Raw genomic sequence first — 18,177 nt, 5'->3', positions numbered from 1 at the left:
GCAGGCTGAGCAGAGCGATTGCTCTAGAAAGACATGGAGGTGCCAGCGCGCAAGGCTTGCAGCTTAAGCTGTCGGCACTCTCCAGGAGCACCCGTGAAGGAAATTTCCTACTTCACGGCGCCTTAAACTGACACAAGTCAGCAAACGGCAACGGCGTCAGATTTATGCTGACGTCAACTTTCTCCTGGCAGGAGTTGTTAAATGTCTGATTCATCTGGAAAACTGAAGCTCGGCGCGTTAGTTGCACTTGTCGTCGGCTCCATGATTGGCGGCGGGATCTTTTCGCTGCCGCAGAACATGGCCGCCAGCGCAGGGGTTGGTGCCGTACTGATTGGCTGGGGCATCACCGCGGTCGGCATGCTGACCCTGGCGTTTGTGTTCCAGACCCTGGCCAACCGCAAGCCTGACCTGGATGGCGGGGTGTATGCCTACGCCAAGGCCGGTTTCGGTGACTACATGGGCTTCTCTTCGGCCTGGGGGTACTGGATCAGTGCCTGGCTGGGTAACGTCGGCTACTTTGTGCTGTTGTTCAGCACCTTGGGCTACTTCTTCCCGATCTTCGGTGAAGGCAACACGCCGGCCGCCATCATTGGCGCATCGATCCTGTTGTGGGCGGTGCACTTCCTGGTGCTGCGCGGCATCAAGGAGGCGGCGTTCATCAACCTGGTCACCACCGTGGCCAAAGTCGTACCGCTGGTGCTGTTCGCCCTGATCTGCCTGTTCGCCTTCAGGCTCGACATCTTCACCGCTGACATCTGGGCCGTAGGCACACCGGAGCTTGGCAGCGTGATGAACCAGGTGCGCAACATGATGCTGGTCACCGTTTGGGTGTTCATCGGCATCGAGGGCGCGAGCATCTTCTCGTCCCGGGCGGAAAAACGCTCTGACGTGGGCAAGGCCACGGTCATCGGCTTTGTCACCGTGCTGCTGTTCCTGGTGCTGGTGAACGTGCTGTCGCTGGGCATCATGACCCAACCGGAACTGGCCAAGCTGCAGAACCCGTCGATGGCTGCCGTACTGGAGCATGTGGTCGGCCACTGGGGCGCGGTGCTGATCAGCGTCGGCCTGATCATCTCGCTGTTGGGGGCGCTGCTGTCGTGGGTACTGCTGTGTGCCGAGATCATGTTCGCCGCCGCCAAGGACCACACCATGCCGGAGTTCCTGCGCCGCGAAAACGCCAACCAGGTCCCGGCCAACGCCCTGTGGCTGACCAATGCCATGGTGCAGATCTTCCTGGTAATCACGCTGTTCTCCAACAGCACCTACCTGTCGCTGATCTACCTCGCCACCTCGATGATCCTGGTGCCCTACCTGTGGTCGGCAGCCTATGCGTTCCTGCTGGCACTGCGCAGCGAAACCTACGAGCAGGCCCTGGCCGAACGCAAGAAAGACCTGATCATCGGCGGCATCGCCCTGCTATACGCCATCTGGCTGCTGTACGCCGGCGGCGTGAAATACCTGCTGCTCTCGGCCCTGCTCTACGCACCTGGGGCGATCTTGTTCGCCAAAGCCAAGCGTGAAGTTGGCCAACCCATCTTCACCAACGTGGAAAAACTGATCTTCGCAGCCGTGGTCATCGGCGCCCTGGTGGCAGCTTATGGCCTGTACGACGGCTTCCTGACCCTTTGACCCACGTCTTCGTTCAATTGGAGGAATGAAACCATGTCCGCTGAAAAACAGAAGTACGGTGTCCACTCCGAAGCCGGCAAACTGCGCAAAGTGATGGTTTGCTCGCCGGGCCTGGCGCACAAGCGCCTGACGCCGAGCAACTGTGACGAGCTGCTGTTCGACGATGTGATCTGGGTCGACCAGGCCAAGCGTGACCATTTCGACTTCGTCACCAAAATGCGCGAGCGCGGCGTGGATGTGCTGGAAATGCACAACCTGCTGACCGACATCGTGCAGCAACCCGAAGCCCTCAAGTGGATCCTTGACCGCAAGATTACCTCTGACACCGTGGGTGTCGGCCTGACCAACGAGGTGCGCAGCTGGCTCGAAGGGCTGGAGCCACGCCACCTGGCGGAGTTCCTGATTGGCGGCGTGGCGGGCCAGGACCTTCCAGTCAGCGAAGGCGCCGAAGTGATCAAGATGTACAACAAGTACCTGGGCCACTCCAGCTTCATTCTGCCGCCGCTGCCCAACACTCAGTTCACCCGTGACACCACCTGCTGGATCTATGGTGGCGTGACGCTCAACCCGATGTACTGGCCTGCGCGACGTCAGGAAACCCTGCTGACCACCGCCATCTACAAGTTCCACAAGGAATTCACCGGCGCCGACTTCCAGGTGTGGTACGGCGACCCGGACAAGGATCACGGTAACGCCACCCTCGAGGGCGGCGACGTGATGCCGGTCGGCAAGGGCATCGTGCTGATCGGCATGGGTGAGCGCACTTCGCGCCATGCCATCGGCCAACTGGCTCAGAACCTGTTCGAGAAGGGCGCGGCCGAGAAAATCATCGTCGCTGGCCTGCCGAAGTCCCGCGCGGCGATGCACCTGGACACCGTGTTCAGCTTCTGCGACCGCGACCTGGTAACGGTATTCCCGGAGGTGGTGAAAGAGATCAAGCCATTCATCATCACCCCAGATTCCAGCAAGCCCTATGGCATGAACATCGCGCCGCAGGATGCCTCGTTCCTCGAGGTGGTATCCGAGCAGTTGCTGGGCAAGAAAGACAAGCTGCGGGTGGTCGAGACTGGCGGCAACAGCTTTGCCGCCGAGCGCGAACAATGGGATGACGGCAACAACGTGGTGGCCCTCGAGCCGGGCGTGGTCATCGGCTACGACCGCAACACCTACACCAACACCCTGCTGCGCAAGGCCGGTATCGAGGTCATCACCATCAGCGCCGGCGAACTGGGCCGGGGCCGGGGCGGCGGCCACTGCATGACCTGCCCGATTGTGCGTGACCCGATCGATTACTAACGACCATTGCACCCGGCCGCGCCCACAAAGCGCCGGCCGGGACACTACCGGACTCAAGGAGAAGCAATCATGGCGTTCAACATTCACAACCGCAACCTGCTCAGCCTGGAACACCACACCACCCGCGAGCTGCGCTACCTGCTGGACCTGTCCCGCGACCTCAAGCGTGCAAAGTACACCGGTACCGAGCAGCAGCACCTGAAGGGCAACAACATTGCGCTGATCTTCGAAAAAACCTCCACCCGTACCCGCTGCGCCTTCGAAGTCGCTGCCTACGACCAAGGTGCCAACGTCACCTATATCGACCCCAACTCTTCGCAGATCGGCCACAAGGAGAGCATGAAAGACACCGCTCGCGTGCTTGGGCGCATGTATGACGCGATCGAGTACCGGGGTTTCAAGCAGGAAATCGTCGAAGAGCTGGCCAAGTTCGCTGGTGTGCCGGTATTCAACGGCCTGACTGACGAATACCACCCGACCCAGATGATTGCCGACGTGCTGACCATGCGCGAGCACAGCGACAAGCCGCTGCACGACATCAGCTACGCCTATCTGGGCGACGCCCGCAACAACATGGGCAACTCGCTGCTGCTGATTGGCGCCAAGCTCGGCATGGATGTGCGCATCGCCGCGCCCAAGGCACTGTGGCCGCATGACGACCTGGTCGAGCGCTGCAAGAAGTACGCTGAGGAAAGCGGCGCCCGCATCACCCTCACCGAAGACCCGAAAGCGGCGGTCAAGGGTGTGGACTTTGTTCATACCGACGTGTGGGTTTCGATGGGCGAGCCGATCGAAGCCTGGGGTGAGCGCATCAAGCAGCTCAAGCCTTACCAGGTGAATGCCGAGTTGATGAAGTCCACCGGCAACCCGCGGACCAAGTTCATGCACTGCCTGCCGGCGTTCCATAACTCCGACACCAAGGTCGGCAAGCAGATTGCCGAACAGTACCCGGACTTGGCCAACGGCATCGAAGTGACTGACGACGTGTTCGAGTCGCCGGCCTGCATCGCCTTCGAGCAGGCGGAAAACCGCATGCACACCATCAAGGCGATTCTGGTTTCGACCCTGGCTGACCTCTGACAATCGCCCCGCGCCTGGGGGCAGGCTTCGCCGGTGATCGCCGGCAAGCCAGCTCCCACAAAGGATCGAGGTGCTCACCCCATCTGCGTAAAGGACATTCCCCATGCGTATCGTTGTTGCATTGGGCGGCAACGCCCTGCTGCGTCGCGGCGAGCCCATGACCGCTGACAACCAGCGCGCCAATATCCGCACCGCCACCGAACAGATCGCCAAGATCCACCCTGGCAACGAACTGGTCATTGCCCACGGCAACGGCCCGCAAGTCGGCCTGCTGTCGCTTCAGGCCCTGTCCTACAAGCCTGACGAGGCCTACCCGCTGGACGTGCTGGGTGCCGAAACCGAAGGCATGATCGGCTACATGATCGAACAGGAACTGGGCAACCTGCTGGATTTCGAGGTGCCATTCGCCACCCTGCTGACCCAGGTGGAAGTGGACGCCAACGACCCCGCCTTCAAGGACCCGACCAAGTTCATTGGCCCGGTCTACAGCAAGGAAGAGGCCGAGCGCCTGGCCAAAGCGAAAGGCTGGGTGGTCAAGGCCGATGGCGACAAGTACCGCCGTGTGGTGGCCAGCCCGAAACCCAAGCGCATCTTTGAAATCCGCCCGATCAAGTGGCTGCTGGAAAAGAGCAGCATCGTGATTTGCGCAGGCGGTGGCGGCATCCCCACCATGTACGATGAAAACCGCAAGCTCAAGGGCATTGAAGCGGTGATCGACAAAGACCTGTGCTCTGCACTGCTGGCCGAGCAATTGGAAGCCGACCTTCTGATTATCGCCACCGACGTCGACGCGGCCTACATTGACTGGGGCAAGCCCACGCAAAAAGCCATTGCCCAGGCCCATCCGGACGAACTCGAGCGCCTTGGCTTCGCCGCAGGCTCCATGGGGCCAAAAGTGCAAGCTGCCAGTGACTTTGCCCGCAACACCGGCAAGGTGGCAGTGATCAGTTCGCTGGAAAACATTGAAGACATTGTCAAAGGTACTGCTGGCACACGGGTCTCCACCGAGAAGCCTGGGATCAGCTACCGTTGAATGCAGTTGGCGGGTGCCTGGCGCCCGCCGTTTTCGACCTTCCAAAGGAGCTAGCCATGGCCCATTATGAACCTGGTCATGTACATATCGAGCGCTCTGCGCTGAACAGTGCCGACCACAGCTATGACCTGAACATCGACTACGAGGCAGCGTCGGACCCCAAGGAAGGCAGAGGCATTCAGTTCCGCATGCATGGCAGCATCGAAGGCAAGCCGGTGGAAGAAAAGTTCTTCCTCGCCAAGGACCAGGTATTGCCCAGCTTCCTCATGCTGCTGACCCGCAAGGCTCAGTCATATCTCGCGCCGCCGAAAAAATTCGAGACACTGAGTTCGCCGCACAAGCTCTATGACGATATGTTCGCGGACATTCGCGAAAAGCTTGACGTGAAATCGGGCGACCCCATCAAGCCTGAACATCTGGAGTGATTTCGCGTACTTGGGGCTGCTGCGCAGCCCCGGCGATGTTAAGGCATACTACCGCCCTCCCCGGCCACCACCTTGCCCCTCCCCAATGCGCATCCATGTCAGCTTCATCGACCGCGTCGGCATCACCCAGGAAGTCCTCGCCCTGCTCGGTGCCCGCAACCTCAACCTGGACGCGGTGGAGATGGTCCCGCCGAACGTTTACATCGATGCTCCCACCCTCAGCCCTGCCGTGCTCGAAGAACTGCATGACGCACTGTTCGAGGTGCAGGGCGTGCAATCGGTGGACGTGGTCGACATCCTCCCCGGCCAGCGCCGCCACCTGCAGCTCGACGCCCTGCTGGCGGCGATGAGCGACCCGGTACTGGCCGTGGACAGCGCAGGCCTGGTGCTGCTGGCCAACCCGGCGCTGATCGCCCTGTGCGGCCGCGAATCCGCCGGGCGTTCGGTGGGCGAACTGTTTGGCGACCCCGCGCTGCTGCAGGCGCTGCTGGACAACAACTTCCACCTGCCCATGCGCGAAATGCAGCTCAACGGCCAAAGCCTGCTGCTGGACGCCATGCCGATCACCAACGCAGGTGGCCTGCTCACGCTCTACCCGCCCACGCGCATGGGCGAGCGCCTGTCGGCCCTGCACCACGACCATGCCGAAGGCTTCGATGCCCTGCTCGGCGAGTCGCCCGCCATCCGCACGCTCAAGGCCCGCGCCCTGCGCGTGGCGGCGCTCGATGCACCGCTGCTGGTGCACGGCGAAACCGGCACTGGCAAAGAGCTGGTCGCCCGCGCCTGCCACGCCATCAGCAGCCGCCACGCCGCCCCGTTCCTCGCCCTGAACTGCGCCGCACTGCCCGAGAGCCTGGCCGAGAGCGAGCTGTTTGGTTATGCACCCGGTGCCTTCACCGGCGCGCAACGCGGTGGCAAGCCCGGGCTGATGGAACTGGCCAACCAGGGCACGGTGTTCCTCGATGAAATTGGCGAAATGTCACCCTACCTGCAGGCCAAGCTGCTGCGTTTTCTCAGCGATGGCAGCTTCCGCCGGGTGGGCGGCGACCGCGAAGTGAAGGTGGATGTGCGCATCATCAGTGCCACCCACCGCGACCTGGAGCGCATGGTCGCCGAAGGCAGCTTCCGCGAAGACCTGTTCTACCGCCTCAACGTGCTCAACCTGCAGGTACCGCCACTGCGTGACAGGGGCCAGGACATCCTGATGCTGGCGCACTTCTTCATGCAGCAGGCCTGCACGCAGATCCAGCGCCCAGCCTGCCGGCTGACCCCGGCCACCCATTCGGCACTGCTGGCCAACCCGTGGCCGGGCAATGTGCGTCAACTGCAAAACGTAATCTTCCGCGCTGCGGCCATCTGCGAGGGCAACCTGGTGGATATCGGCGACCTGGACATCGCCGGCACCTCGGTGGCAAGAGGACAGGACGGTGAAGTGGCCAGCCTGGAACAGGCCGTGGGTGATTTCGAGCGCGAACTGTTACAGCGCCTGTATGCCAGTTACCCGTCGACGCGTCAGCTGGCCGGGCGCTTGCAAACTTCGCATACCGCTATTGCCCAGCGGCTGCGTAAATATGGAATACCCGGAAAACTTTGATACGCGTCGTCAAAGCCGACAGCTCATTCAGACTTTTCCTAGCCGCTTGGCCGCAATTGACTGGCGTGCTCGCCGTAGAATGATGACATCGTTATTTCGCATGTCACCTTGAACGAAGAGTACCCTGATGTTTGAACTCGATTTTTACGGGACACTTGTAGCCGCCTCCCTGGTATTGCTACTGGGGCGCGGGCTGGTCGCACGCATTGGTTTCCTGCGCGCTTACAATATCCCGGAACCTGTTGCAGGCGGATTGGTAGTGGCCTTGGCGCTCTTGGCATTGCGCAGTTTCGATGTACAGGTCCAGTTTGATACCTCATTGCAGACACCGTTGATGCTGGCGTTCTTCGCCGCCATCGGCCTGAGTGCAGACTTCGCCAGCCTGAAGAAGGGCGGCCGTGTGGTCGCTGTGTTCCTGCTGGTGGTGACTGGCTTGCTGCTGGTGCAGAACGCCATGGGCATAGCCCTGGCAACGGCATTGGGGCTCGACCCATTGCTGGGCCTGCTGGCTGGTTCGATCACCCTGTCCGGGGGCCACGGCACGGGCGCCGCCTGGGGCGCCACGTTCACTGAAAAGTTTGGGGTGGCTTCGGCTTCCGAACTGGCGATGGCCTCTGCCACCTTCGGCCTGGTACTGGGCGGCTTGATTGGTGGCCCGGTTGCCAGGTTGCTGATCAAGCGGGTAAAGACGCAGGGGGTGGAAGAAGAAGTTCCACACCTGCCAAAAGGCTTTGAACAGCCGAATAAAGAGCGCCTGATCACCTCTTTTTCATTTATTGAAACGCTGGCACTGATTGCCGTCAGTTTGCTGGCCGGTACATTACTGAATGGAGTATTGAGAGGCACGGCATTCGAACTGCCGACATTCGTTTGCGTACTCTTCGTGGGTGTACTGCTGCGCAACGGGCTTTCGGCATTCGGCTTTTATCGTGTGTTCGAACGAGAAGTTTCGGTGCTGGGCAATGTCAGTCTGTCCCTGTTCCTGGCCATTGCCTTGATGTCGCTCAAGTTGTGGGACCTGGCGGCACTGGCCTTACCGTTCTTTGCGTTGCTGGCCGCGCAAACGCTGGTCATGGCACTGTTTGCGATCTTCGTGACATTCCGGGTGATGGGCCGCAACTATGATGCGGCGGTGCTGGCGGCCGGGCACTGTGGCTTCGGCCTGGGTGCAACGCCGACGGCCATTGCCAACATGCAAGCAGTGACCCAGCGCTATGGCGCCTCGCACATCGCCTTCCTGGTAGTGCCGATGGTGGGCGCGTTCTTCATCGACATCATCAATGTCATCGTGATCAAGCTGTACTTGGCATTGCCCTTGTTTATCGCGGGGTAACTCAGCCAACCCTGTTGCTGGCCGTCCTGGGCGTTGGCCCAGGACGAAGCACATCCGCTCAGGGACGAACCGCTGTAACTTCGATCTCAACGCGCCAGGCCGGGTGTGCCAGGCCCGCAATCTGGAACGCGGAACGCGCGGGCAGAACCGGCTGTTTGGCGGCAGGCCCGAAGAACTGGGTATAGCCGGCCATGAAACCGTCAAAATCCATTTTGCCGCCGTTCTCTGGCCCACCCACCAGGAACACTTGCATCTTCACCACATCCGTGAGGCCAAGACCCAGTTCTTTCAGTTGCTGCTGAATGTTTTCAAGCACATTGATGGTTTGTGCCTTGGTGTCACCGTAGGCTTCCAGTGACTCCTTGGGTGCATCGGGATGGATAACCGACGGGACCGAACCACTCAGGTAGATGACCGTCTTGCCCGCGGGGACTTCTACAGCTGACGAGATCGGGAAACTGCCTGCGCCATGGCGCACGATATCTTGTGCATGGGCGCTGCCGATACCGGCCAATGCCAGTGCAGCCACGGTGTTCAAAGCGACTTTCATGGTGTTCTCCTGAAAAGTACCAAGCATGTGCACGCATGGATGATGCGCACACGGGTCATTCCATTGCGCCAGGTGCGCTTAGAATCGATACAGGCTGAAGGGTTTCGGGTCCAGCACGGGCGCCTTGCCAAGCAGCAAATCGGCCGACAGCTCGGACGACACCGGGCTCTCCGTCATTCCCCAGCCGGTTGCGGTGTTGAGGACCAGCCCCGGGTACTCGTTGACCTGCGAAATGATGGGGTTCTCATCCGGAGCAATGGCCATCGCACCGCTCCACTGATCGATCAGCTTCGCATCACTGAAGGCAGGGAACTCGACCTTGAGTTTTTCCAGAGATGCATTCAGCTCCGGAAGGTCCGGGGCCGCCGTCATCAGCCGGTTTTTCTCAAAAGGCGAAACTTCGTCCAGCCTCCAGTGGGTTGGCTGAATGAACGAATCAATGAGCTGCTTGTTGAGCGAGATGTGCACCGGGAAGTCCGGGATGGCCAGCAGAGGCAGGTACTTGTAGCCGTACATGAACGACTCTTTCACTACCGGGGCAACCACGACGCGTGGCGAAGTGGCGTAGGTACCGTCGGCCTGCTCACGGAAGTAGATATTCCCCGGCAATGCAACGTTGCCGCCGGGTGCACGGGGGGCCGCACTGATGATTTGCTGGGACTGGTAAGCGGGCAAGGTCGGCACATCGACCCCCAGGTTCTGCATGAACAGCCTGGACCAAGCCCCACCCGCCACGATCACCCGCGAAGTCCGGATGGCGCCCTTCTCGGTCACCACATCAGAGATGGCTCCCGCCTGGGTCTCCAGCCCTCTTGCAGCGCAGTGGGTGTAGATACGCACGCCCATTTTCTTGGCGTACTCCGCCATGACAAACGATGCGCGCTCGGCATCGAGGCTACCGGAATCTTCTTCGAAACCCGCGACCTTCCAGTTTGACGATGCTCCACGCAGACGCTGTTCAAGTTCATTGCCCTGGATGATTCGCGTGTTGAACGGTATATCCGCTGCCACTTCACGGCCTTTGCTATCGATCCACTGCCTGACGCCTTCCAGGTCCTCTTCATCGAACGGCACTTCCACCCGACCTTGCGTGCGATAGCTGGTATCTGCACCCACTTTGGCATTCATTTCACGCCAACGTTGCTTGGCAAGATGGTGCAACTGGAAAGTTGCGTCCGGCATCTTGTAGGTCATCACCTGACCATAAAACCTGCACGACTGCTCGCCGGCAATTTCACCTTTTTCAACGACAACTACGGAAAGGCCACGTTCGACCAGGTTGATCGCCGTCATGAGCCCAAGAATGCCCGCGCCAACGACGACTACATCCGCCTGCTTGGGCAGCTCTCCCTCAGTGCCCCCTACAAAACCAAACCGTGGTTTGCCGGGGATCAGCCTGCCTTCGCGCGTCAGCAGGGGGGTCAGAATCCCCGCGCCCCCCGCAACAGCCAAGACGCCACTGCCGATCAAAAACTTACGCCTCGTCATTCCCATGACACTTTCCTTTCCTGGTATCCGGTGTTGGTTGCATCCGCCCAGACGGCGAGACACCTGGTTGCCCGACAGCCTTCCTGACCCACTTTGCGGGCCAGGCAGTCAGGCTGAGCATTAACATTCAAGGGGGGCGATTCTGGTGATGCACCCGTGCCGGTTAAATCGCAGCGGGCAAATAATTAGTTCAGCCATTTGCAAACTAATATGCAGGAGACATAAATAGTTGAGATCGCGACACCGCATCTTTACCTGATCAACTTGACTTCGCAGCACGCATCCGGATTAGTTTCGTTGGAGCAATAACCTCATTAAAAAGCCGGCTATTTGAAACTTATTAATTCCGCCGTTTGGGTCAAACTTGTGTTCCTAGAATTGATATGCAGTGGTTCCAGCGACAGCCCGTGAAACCATGGGTGTATCGATTTAAATACACCGTATCGAAATCAGTACAACCCCGTTAGAAAGCGGCTGCGCAAGGGTTTGATCCCCAAACGCTTTTTTATGCTTCGCCATCTGTAGCGTTCTCGTTCCACAAGAACCGCAAGGCGAACGCAAAAAACAAGTAACTTGTTGTTTTATATATATTTTTTGTGATTGGCCGCGTTTTTGCTAAGGGAATACCAACCCAAGATCGCGGACCCACCGCGCCCAACGCCCTGCTTCCCGAGGATTCCCCATGAGCGAGTTGCGTTTCACTGAAGATCACGAATGGCTGCGCGTCGAAGCCGATGGCAGCGTCACCGTGGGTATCACCGCCTACGCGCAGAACGCCCTTGGCGATGTGGTGTTCGTGCAACTGCCAGAGTTGCAGCAGTATGAAAAAGGCAGCGAAGCGTCCACCGTCGAATCGGTCAAGGCCGCCAGCGGCGTGTATATGCCCCTGGCCGGTGAAGTGGTCGAGGTCAACGGCCAGCTCGAAAGCAGCCCTGAACTGGTCAACGAAGACCCGATGGGCGAAGGCTGGTTCTTCCGCTTCAACCCAGCCGACAGGAGCGAAGTCACCGCCCTGCTCGACCAGGACGCCTACGACCGCCTTATCAAAGCCAACGACGACGCCTGAGGAGTTCCGCAATGACCATCAACCTCGGTACCGCCAACGAATTCATTGCCCGTCACATCGGCCCGCGCGCCGCTGACGAGCAGGCCATGCTCGCCGCCCTGGGCTTCGACTCGCTGGACGCCATGACCGCCGCAGTCATCCCCGACAGCATCAAGGGCACCAGCGTGCTTGGCTCGCACGATGGCCAGAGCGAAGCCGACGCGCTCGCTGCGCTCAAGGCCATCGCCGGCAAGAACCAGCTGTTCAAAAGCTACATCGGCCAGGGCTACTACAACACCCACACCCCAGCGCCGATCCTGCGCAACCTGCTGGAAAACCCTGCCTGGTACACCGCCTACACCCCGTACCAGCCAGAAATCTCCCAAGGCCGCCTGGAAGCGCTGCTGAACTTCCAGACCCTGATCAGCGACCTGACCGGCCTGCCGATCGCCAACGCCTCCCTGCTCGACGAAGCCACTGCTGCGGCCGAGGCCATGACGTTCTGCAAGCGCCTGTCGAAGAACAAGGCCAGCCACGCCTTCTTCGCCTCCGTGCACTGCCACCCGCAAACCCTCGACGTGCTGCGCACCCGTGCCGAGCCGCTGGGTATCGAGGTGGTGGTCGGTGACGAGCGCGAGCTGGGGGATGTCAGCGCCTTCTTCGGCGCCCTGCTGCAATACCCGGCCAGCAACGGTGAAGTGTTCGACTACCGTGAAGTGGTACAGCGCTTCCACGCCGCCAATGCCCTGGTCGCCGTCGCGGCCGACCTGCTGGCCCTGACCCTGCTGACCCCACCGGGCGAGTTCGACGCCGACGTGGCCATCGGCAGCGCCCAGCGTTTTGGCGTACCACTGGGCTTCGGTGGCCCGCACGCGGCCTACTTCGCCACCCGTGACGCGTTCAAGCGCGACATGCCGGGCCGCCTGGTCGGCGTATCGATCGACCGCTTCGGCAAAACTGCCCTGCGCCTGGCCATGCAGACCCGCGAGCAGCACATCCGTCGCGAAAAGGCCACCAGCAACATCTGCACCGCCCAGGTGCTGCTGGCCAACATCGCCAGCATGTTCGCCGTTTACCACGGCCCGGCCGGCCTCAAGCGCATTGCCGAGCGTACCCATGCGCTGACCGCGATTCTGGCCGCCGGCCTGAAGGCGCTGGGCGTATCGGTGGTGGGCGGCAGCGCCTTCGACACCCTGACCCTGGCCACCGGCAGTACCACTGCCAGCCTGCATGACAAGGCACGCGCCCAGGGCATCAACCTGCGCCAGGTAGACGCCGCACATGTCGGCCTGTCGCTGGACGAAACCAGCACCCAGGCTGACGTCGAGTCGCTGTGGCAGCTGTTGGGTGGCGAGCAGGCACAGCCTGACTTCAGCGCACTGGCAGCCAGCACCGGCTCCCTGCTGCCGGCTGCCCTGCTGCGCCAGTCGGCCATTCTCGAACACCCGGTATTCAACCGCTATCACAGCGAAACCGAGCTGATGCGCTACCTGCGCCGCCTGGCCGACAAGGACCTGGCACTGGACCGCAGCATGATCCCGCTGGGCTCATGCACCATGAAGCTGAACGCCGCCAGCGAAATGATCCCGGTCACCTGGGCCGAGTTCGGCAACCTGCACCCGTTCGCCCCGGCCGCACAGAGCCAGGGCTACCTGCAGATGACCACCGAGCTGGAAGCCATGCTCTGCGCCGCCACCGGCTATGACGCCGTGTCGCTGCAGCCCAACGCCGGCTCCCAGGGCGAATATGCAGGCCTGCTGGCTATCCGCGCCTACCACCGCAGCCGTGGCGAAGCGCACCGCGACATCTGCCTGATCCCGTCGTCGGCCCACGGCACCAACCCGGCCACCGCACACATGGCTGGCATGCGCGTCGTCGTTACCGCCTGTGACGCCCGCGGCAACGTCGATGTCGAGGACCTGCGCGCCAAGGCCATCGAGCACCGCGAGCGCCTGGCCGCGATCATGATCACCTACCCGTCGACCCACGGTGTGTTCGAAGAAGCGATCGGCGAAATCTGCGCGATCATTCACGATAACGGTGGCCAGGTGTACATCGACGGCGCCAACATGAACGCCATGGTCGGCCTGTGCGCCCCGGGCAAGTTCGGCGGCGATGTGTCCCACCTGAACCTGCACAAGACCTTCTGCATCCCGCACGGTGGTGGCGGCCCGGGCGTTGGCCCGATTGGCGTCAAGTCGCACCTGGCGCCGTTCCTGCCTGGCCACGCGCAGCTGGAAAACACCCAAGGTGCGGTGTGCGCCGCACCGTTCGGCAGCGCCAGCATCCTGCCGATCACGTGGATGTACATCCGCATGATGGGCGGTGCCGGCCTCAAGCGTGCTTCGCAGATGGCCATTCTGAACGCCAACTACATCGCCCGCCGCCTGGAAGAGCACTATCCTGTTCTGTATACCGGTGGCAATGGCCTGGTGGCCCACGAATGCATCCTCGACCTGCGCCCGCTGAAGGACACCAGCGGCATCAGCGTCGACGACGTGGCCAAGCGCCTGATCGACTTCGGCTTCCACGCCCCGACCATGTCCTTCCCGGTGGCCGGCACGCTGATGATCGAACCGACCGAAAGCGAGTCCAAGGAAGAACTGGACCGCTTCTGCGACGCGATGATCCAGATCCGTGAAGAAATCCGTGCGGTCGAGAGCGGTACCGTGGACAAGGACGACAACCCGCTGAAGAACGCTCCGCACACTGCGGCCGAACTGGTTGGCGAATGGGCCCACGGCTACAGCCGCGAACAAGCGGTTTACCCGCTGCCAAGCCTTGTGGAAAGCAAGTACTGGCCGCCGGTTGGCCGGGTCGACAACGTGTTCGGCGACCGCAACCTGGTGTGCGCCTGCCCGTCGATCGAGAGCTATCAGGACGCCTGATTGCGCTCAGGCCCGCTACCTGACTTGAGGTGGACCTCTGTGGGAGCGGGCGCGCCCGCCCCCACAGGCTTCACCGTCCGCCTAATATCCCTGGCTGGAGGAACCACCATGTCACTGAGCGTCTTCGACCTGTTCAAGATCGGCATCGGCCCCTCCAGCTCCCACACGGTCGGCCCGATGCGCGCCGCCGCACGGTTCGCCGAAGGGCTGCGCCGTGATGACCTGCTCACCCGCACCGCCAGCGTCAAGGCCGAGCTGTATGGCTCGCTGGGCGCAACCGGCAAGGGCCACGGCAGCGACAAGGCGGTCTTGCTCGGCCTCGAAGGCGAGCACCCGGACACCGTCGACACCGAATCCATCCCCGCGCGCCTGCAAGTGATCCGCGACAGCGGCCGCCTGCGTGTGCTCGGCGAACACGACATTGCCTTTAACGAGAAACAACACCTGGCAATGATCCGCAAGCCACTGGACTACCACCCCAACGGCATGATCTTCCGCGCCTTCGACGACGCCGGCCTGCAAATCCGCAGCCGCGAATACTACTCGGTGGGCGGTGGTTTCGTGGTCGACGAGGATGCCGCCGGCCACGACCGCATCGTCGAGGACAGCACCGTGCTGCCCTACCCGTTCAAAACCGCCAAGGAACTGCTTGGCCACTGCACCACGCAGAACCTGTCGGTAAGCCAGGTGGTGCTGGCCAATGAGGCCGCCTGGCGCCCGGAGGCAGAAACCCGCGCCGGGCTGCTGCGTATCTGGCAAGTGATGCAGGATTGTGTCGATGCCGGCTGCCAGCATGAGGGCATTCTGCCAGGCGGGCTCAAGGTCAAGCGGCGGGCCCCAGCCCTGTACCGCCAGCTGAGCCGTCACCCGGAGGCCAGCCTGCGCGATGCGCTGTCGGTGCTCGACTGGGTCAACCTCTATGCCCTGGCGGTGAACGAGGAAAATGCCAATGGCGGGCGTGTGGTTACCGCGCCCACCAATGGCGCGGCGGGCATCGTCCCGGCGGTGCTGCACTACTACATGCGCTTCGTGCCGGGCGCCAGCGAAGACGGGGTGGTGCGTTTTCTGCTCACCGCCGCAGCCATCGGCATCCTGTACAAGGAGAATGCCTCTATCTCCGGCGCCGAAGTGGGCTGCCAGGGCGAGGTCGGCGTGGCGTGCTCCATGGCGGCGGGGGCACTGTGCGAAGTGATGGGGGGCAGCGTGCAACAGGTGGAGAACGCTGCCGAAATCGGCATGGAACACAACCTGGGCCTGACCTGCGACCCGATCGGCGGCTTGGTTCAGGTGCCCTGCATCGAGCGCAATGCCATGGGCTCGGTGAAGGCGATCAACGCCGTGCGCATGGCCTTGCGCGGCGACGGGCAGCACTTCGTGTCGCTCGACAAGGTCATCCGCACCATGCGCCAGACCGGCGCCGATATGAAAAGCAAATACAAGGAGACCGCCCGCGGCGGTCTTGCCGTCAACATCATCGAATGTTGACCCCACAATAAAACCAAGGAGTCACCGATGTCCGAAACACTGCTCAAGACCCCACTGCACGCCCTGCACCTGGAACTGGGTGCGCGCATGGTGCCGTTCGCCGGCTACGACATGCCGGTGCAGTACCCGCTGGGCGTGCTCAAGGAGCATTTGCACACCCGCGAGCAGGCCGGCCTGTTCGATGTCTCGCACATGGGCCAGATCATCCTGCGCGGTGCCGATGCCGCCAAGGCCCTGGAAAGCCTGGTGCCGGTGGATATCATCGACCTGCCGGTGGGCATGCAGCGCTATGCCATGTTCACCAATGAACAAGGCGGCATCCTTGACGACCTGATGGTTGCCAACCTGGGCGACGATACCCTGTTCCTGGTGGTCAACGCAGCCTGCAAGGACCAGGACCTGGCCCACCTGCAAACACACATCGGGAGCCGTTGCGAGGTGCAGCCGCTGTTCGACCAACGTGCCCTGCTCGCCCTGCAAGGGCCGGCCGCGGTCAAGGTGCTGGAGCGCATGGCCCCGGAAGTGGCCGGCATGACCTTCATGCAGTTCCGGCCGGTAAAACTGCTGGGTGAAGACTGCTTCGTCAGCCGCTCAGGCTACACCGGCGAAGACGGCTACGAAATTTCGGTACCGGTCCATGCCGCCGACGCCTTGGCCCGCAGCCTGCTGGCCGAGCCCGAAGTACAGCCCATTGGCCTGGGCGCGCGGGACTCGCTGCGCCTGGAAGCCGGCCTGTGCCTGTATGGCCATGACATGAATACCGAGACGACCCCGATCGAAGCCAGCCTGCTGTGGGCGATTTCCAAGGTGCGCCGTGCCGACGGTGCACGTGCTGCCGGCTTCCCCGGCGCCGAAGCGATCTTTGCCCACCAGCGCGACGGTGTGGCGCGCAAACGTGTTGGCCTGTTGCCCCAGGAGCGCACGCCGGTACGTGAAGGCGCCGATATTGTTGATGCCAACGATAAACCGGTGGGCAAAGTGTGCAGCGGTGGCTTCGGGCCGACACTCGGCGCACCGGTTGCAATGGGTTATGTCGATAATGAACATGCTGCACTCGATACCGCACTGTTTGCCGTAGTGCGTGGCAAGAAGGTTGCCCTGAAGGTCAGCAAAATGCCTTTCGTGGCGCAACGTTACTACCGTGGCTGAAACGGCTTTGTGAAGGTTGCGGTCAGGTTCGAGATATTCGATTTCGAACCTGCCCAATAACTTTTGAACATGGCGCCAGGCCAGGCGCCATGCCGTTTCCGACAATTCGGTCGGTTATCGGCAAGCGGTCGATTTCCCCTGCGGGCAAGGGCTTGTTTTTCGCTCGGGAGTTGGCGTAGAGTCACTGCACTGTGTTTGCATGGGTCGCAACAGTTCGTGACCTGGGCCAGTAGCCGCAATCTGCTACAACCCGTTCGACGTCTCTTACTTTCCTGCAACCCAGCCCAGTAATCTTTTGCTTACAAACAATGCAGAAGAAACTGTCATCAAAAATTAGTTTCATAGGAAATAAGACAATGGCTGAGCGTCAGAGCGGTACCGTCAAGTGGTTCAATGACGAAAAAGGTTACGGCTTCATCACCCCAGAGACCGGTCCGGATCTGTTCGTGCACTTCCGCGCAATCCAAGGTAACGGCTTCAAGAGCCTGAAAGAAGGCCAGAAAGTGACCTTCATTGCTGTGCAAGGCCAAAAGGGCATGCAGGCTGACGAAGTCCAGGCAGAAGGCTGAAACTTCTATAAAAGAGCCCCTGCGTTGACGCGCAGGGGCTTTTTTTTGCTTGCAATTCCATAGAATGAGCCTTTTCCATTCGGAGCTGCCCAGCGATGCCCAAGCCCCACCTTCTCCCACAGGGTGACTTCCCCGCCGCTGGCTTTGGCCGACGACTGGCCGCGATGTTCTACGACTTCCTGCTGTGTACTGCACTGCTGATCGTGACCGCCGGTGCCTACAAGCTGATCCAGATGGCGATCATTGGCGAAGCGCGCATGCGTGAGCTGACCGAGGCCGGTGCACTGGATGGCGACCCGCTACTGTCGACGGTACTGCTGTTCGCCTTGTTCGGCTTCTTTGCCAAGTTCTGGACCCATGGCGGGCAGACGCTGGGCATGCAGGTGTGGGGCGTGCGCGTGCAGAATGCCGATGGCTCAGCCATCAGCCTGTGGCAGGCATTGTTGCGCTTCGTGGTATCCATTGCCTCATGGCTGTGCCTGGGGCTGGGTTTTTTCTGGGTGTTGATCGACAAGCGAAAGCGTGGCTGGCATGACATCTATTCGGAAAGCCAGCTGGTGCGGGTACCGAAGCAAAAGAGATGACTTGAGCGTTGTGTTGCCTGCTCCGGCCA

At 61.3% G+C, this 18,177-nt stretch carries 15 protein-coding genes; 13 read left to right on the top strand and 2 right to left on the bottom strand.

Annotated features, from left to right (window positions below):
* Positions 1–201 precede the first annotated feature (201 nt).
* From arcD to gltS, 7 genes are all read left to right on the top strand, one after another.
* Positions 202–1,629: an arginine-ornithine antiporter gene (gene arcD, locus LU684_RS13235; protein ID WP_016485081.1), complete on the top strand. Its 1,428-nt coding sequence runs from the start codon at positions 202–204 to the stop codon at positions 1,627–1,629.
* A 33-nt stretch (positions 1,630–1,662) separates the two neighbouring features.
* Positions 1,663–2,925, top strand: a complete 1,263-nt coding sequence (gene arcA, locus LU684_RS13230) for an arginine deiminase (protein WP_016485080.1) — start codon at positions 1,663–1,665, stop codon at positions 2,923–2,925.
* Positions 2,926–2,994: 69 nt separating this feature from the next.
* Complete coding sequence (locus LU684_RS13225) at positions 2,995–4,005, top strand: ornithine carbamoyltransferase (protein WP_016485079.1); 1,011 nt, start codon at positions 2,995–2,997, stop codon at positions 4,003–4,005.
* Between the two features lie 103 nt (positions 4,006–4,108).
* Positions 4,109–5,038, top strand: a complete 930-nt coding sequence (arcC, locus tag LU684_RS13220; RefSeq protein ID WP_232894716.1) for a carbamate kinase — start codon at positions 4,109–4,111, stop codon at positions 5,036–5,038.
* Between the two features lie 56 nt (positions 5,039–5,094).
* Positions 5,095–5,463 (top strand): DUF5064 family protein, encoded by a 369-nt coding sequence (locus LU684_RS13215; RefSeq protein WP_016485077.1) that lies wholly within the window; start codon positions 5,095–5,097, stop codon positions 5,461–5,463.
* A gap of 85 nt (positions 5,464–5,548) precedes the next feature.
* Positions 5,549–7,057: a sigma-54-dependent transcriptional regulator gene (locus tag LU684_RS13210; RefSeq protein WP_023046961.1), complete on the top strand. Its 1,509-nt coding sequence runs from the start codon at positions 5,549–5,551 to the stop codon at positions 7,055–7,057.
* 127 nt (positions 7,058–7,184) lie between these two features.
* Positions 7,185–8,390, top strand: coding sequence for a sodium/glutamate symporter (gltS, locus tag LU684_RS13205; protein WP_232894715.1), 1,206 nt, complete (start codon positions 7,185–7,187; stop codon positions 8,388–8,390).
* A 58-nt stretch (positions 8,391–8,448) separates the two neighbouring features.
* Here gltS and LU684_RS13200 read toward each other — a convergent pair whose 3' ends face one another.
* Both LU684_RS13200 and LU684_RS13195 read right to left on the bottom strand, forming a co-directional pair.
* Positions 8,449–8,940 (bottom strand): RidA family protein, encoded by a 492-nt coding sequence (locus LU684_RS13200; RefSeq protein WP_023046960.1) that lies wholly within the window; start codon positions 8,938–8,940, stop codon positions 8,449–8,451.
* A gap of 78 nt (positions 8,941–9,018) precedes the next feature.
* Positions 9,019–10,410: an NAD(P)/FAD-dependent oxidoreductase gene (locus LU684_RS13195; RefSeq protein WP_332880190.1), complete on the bottom strand. Its 1,392-nt coding sequence runs from the start codon at positions 10,408–10,410 to the stop codon at positions 9,019–9,021.
* A gap of 700 nt (positions 10,411–11,110) precedes the next feature.
* On the opposite strand from LU684_RS13195, the gene gcvH reads away from it, so the two are divergent.
* The 6 genes from gcvH to LU684_RS13165 all read left to right on the top strand — a co-directional run bounded on the left by gcvH (position 11,111) and on the right by LU684_RS13165 (position 18,148).
* Positions 11,111–11,494: a glycine cleavage system protein GcvH gene (gcvH, locus tag LU684_RS13190; RefSeq protein ID WP_016485072.1), complete on the top strand. Its 384-nt coding sequence runs from the start codon at positions 11,111–11,113 to the stop codon at positions 11,492–11,494.
* An 11-nt stretch (positions 11,495–11,505) separates the two neighbouring features.
* Complete coding sequence (gene gcvP / locus LU684_RS13185; protein WP_016485071.1) at positions 11,506–14,361, top strand: aminomethyl-transferring glycine dehydrogenase; 2,856 nt, start codon at positions 11,506–11,508, stop codon at positions 14,359–14,361.
* A gap of 108 nt (positions 14,362–14,469) precedes the next feature.
* Complete coding sequence (locus LU684_RS13180; protein WP_232894713.1) at positions 14,470–15,846, top strand: L-serine ammonia-lyase; 1,377 nt, start codon at positions 14,470–14,472, stop codon at positions 15,844–15,846.
* A 27-nt stretch (positions 15,847–15,873) separates the two neighbouring features.
* Positions 15,874–16,995: a glycine cleavage system aminomethyltransferase GcvT gene (gene gcvT / locus LU684_RS13175; protein WP_060517597.1), complete on the top strand. Its 1,122-nt coding sequence runs from the start codon at positions 15,874–15,876 to the stop codon at positions 16,993–16,995.
* Positions 16,996–17,351: 356 nt separating this feature from the next.
* Positions 17,352–17,564: a cold-shock protein gene (locus LU684_RS13170; RefSeq protein ID WP_016485068.1), complete on the top strand. Its 213-nt coding sequence runs from the start codon at positions 17,352–17,354 to the stop codon at positions 17,562–17,564.
* Positions 17,565–17,659: 95 nt separating this feature from the next.
* Positions 17,660–18,148, top strand: coding sequence for an RDD family protein (locus LU684_RS13165; RefSeq protein WP_023046957.1), 489 nt, complete (start codon positions 17,660–17,662; stop codon positions 18,146–18,148).
* Positions 18,149–18,177: the final 29 nt, after the last annotated feature.

It is taken from the genome of Pseudomonas sp. NMI542_15 (assembly GCF_021283425.1).
Taxonomy (GTDB): domain Bacteria; phylum Pseudomonadota; class Gammaproteobacteria; order Pseudomonadales; family Pseudomonadaceae; genus Aquipseudomonas; species Aquipseudomonas fortuita.
Note: the sequence above shows the minus strand (reverse complement) of the source record. Positions and strands in the feature narration are given on the sequence as shown.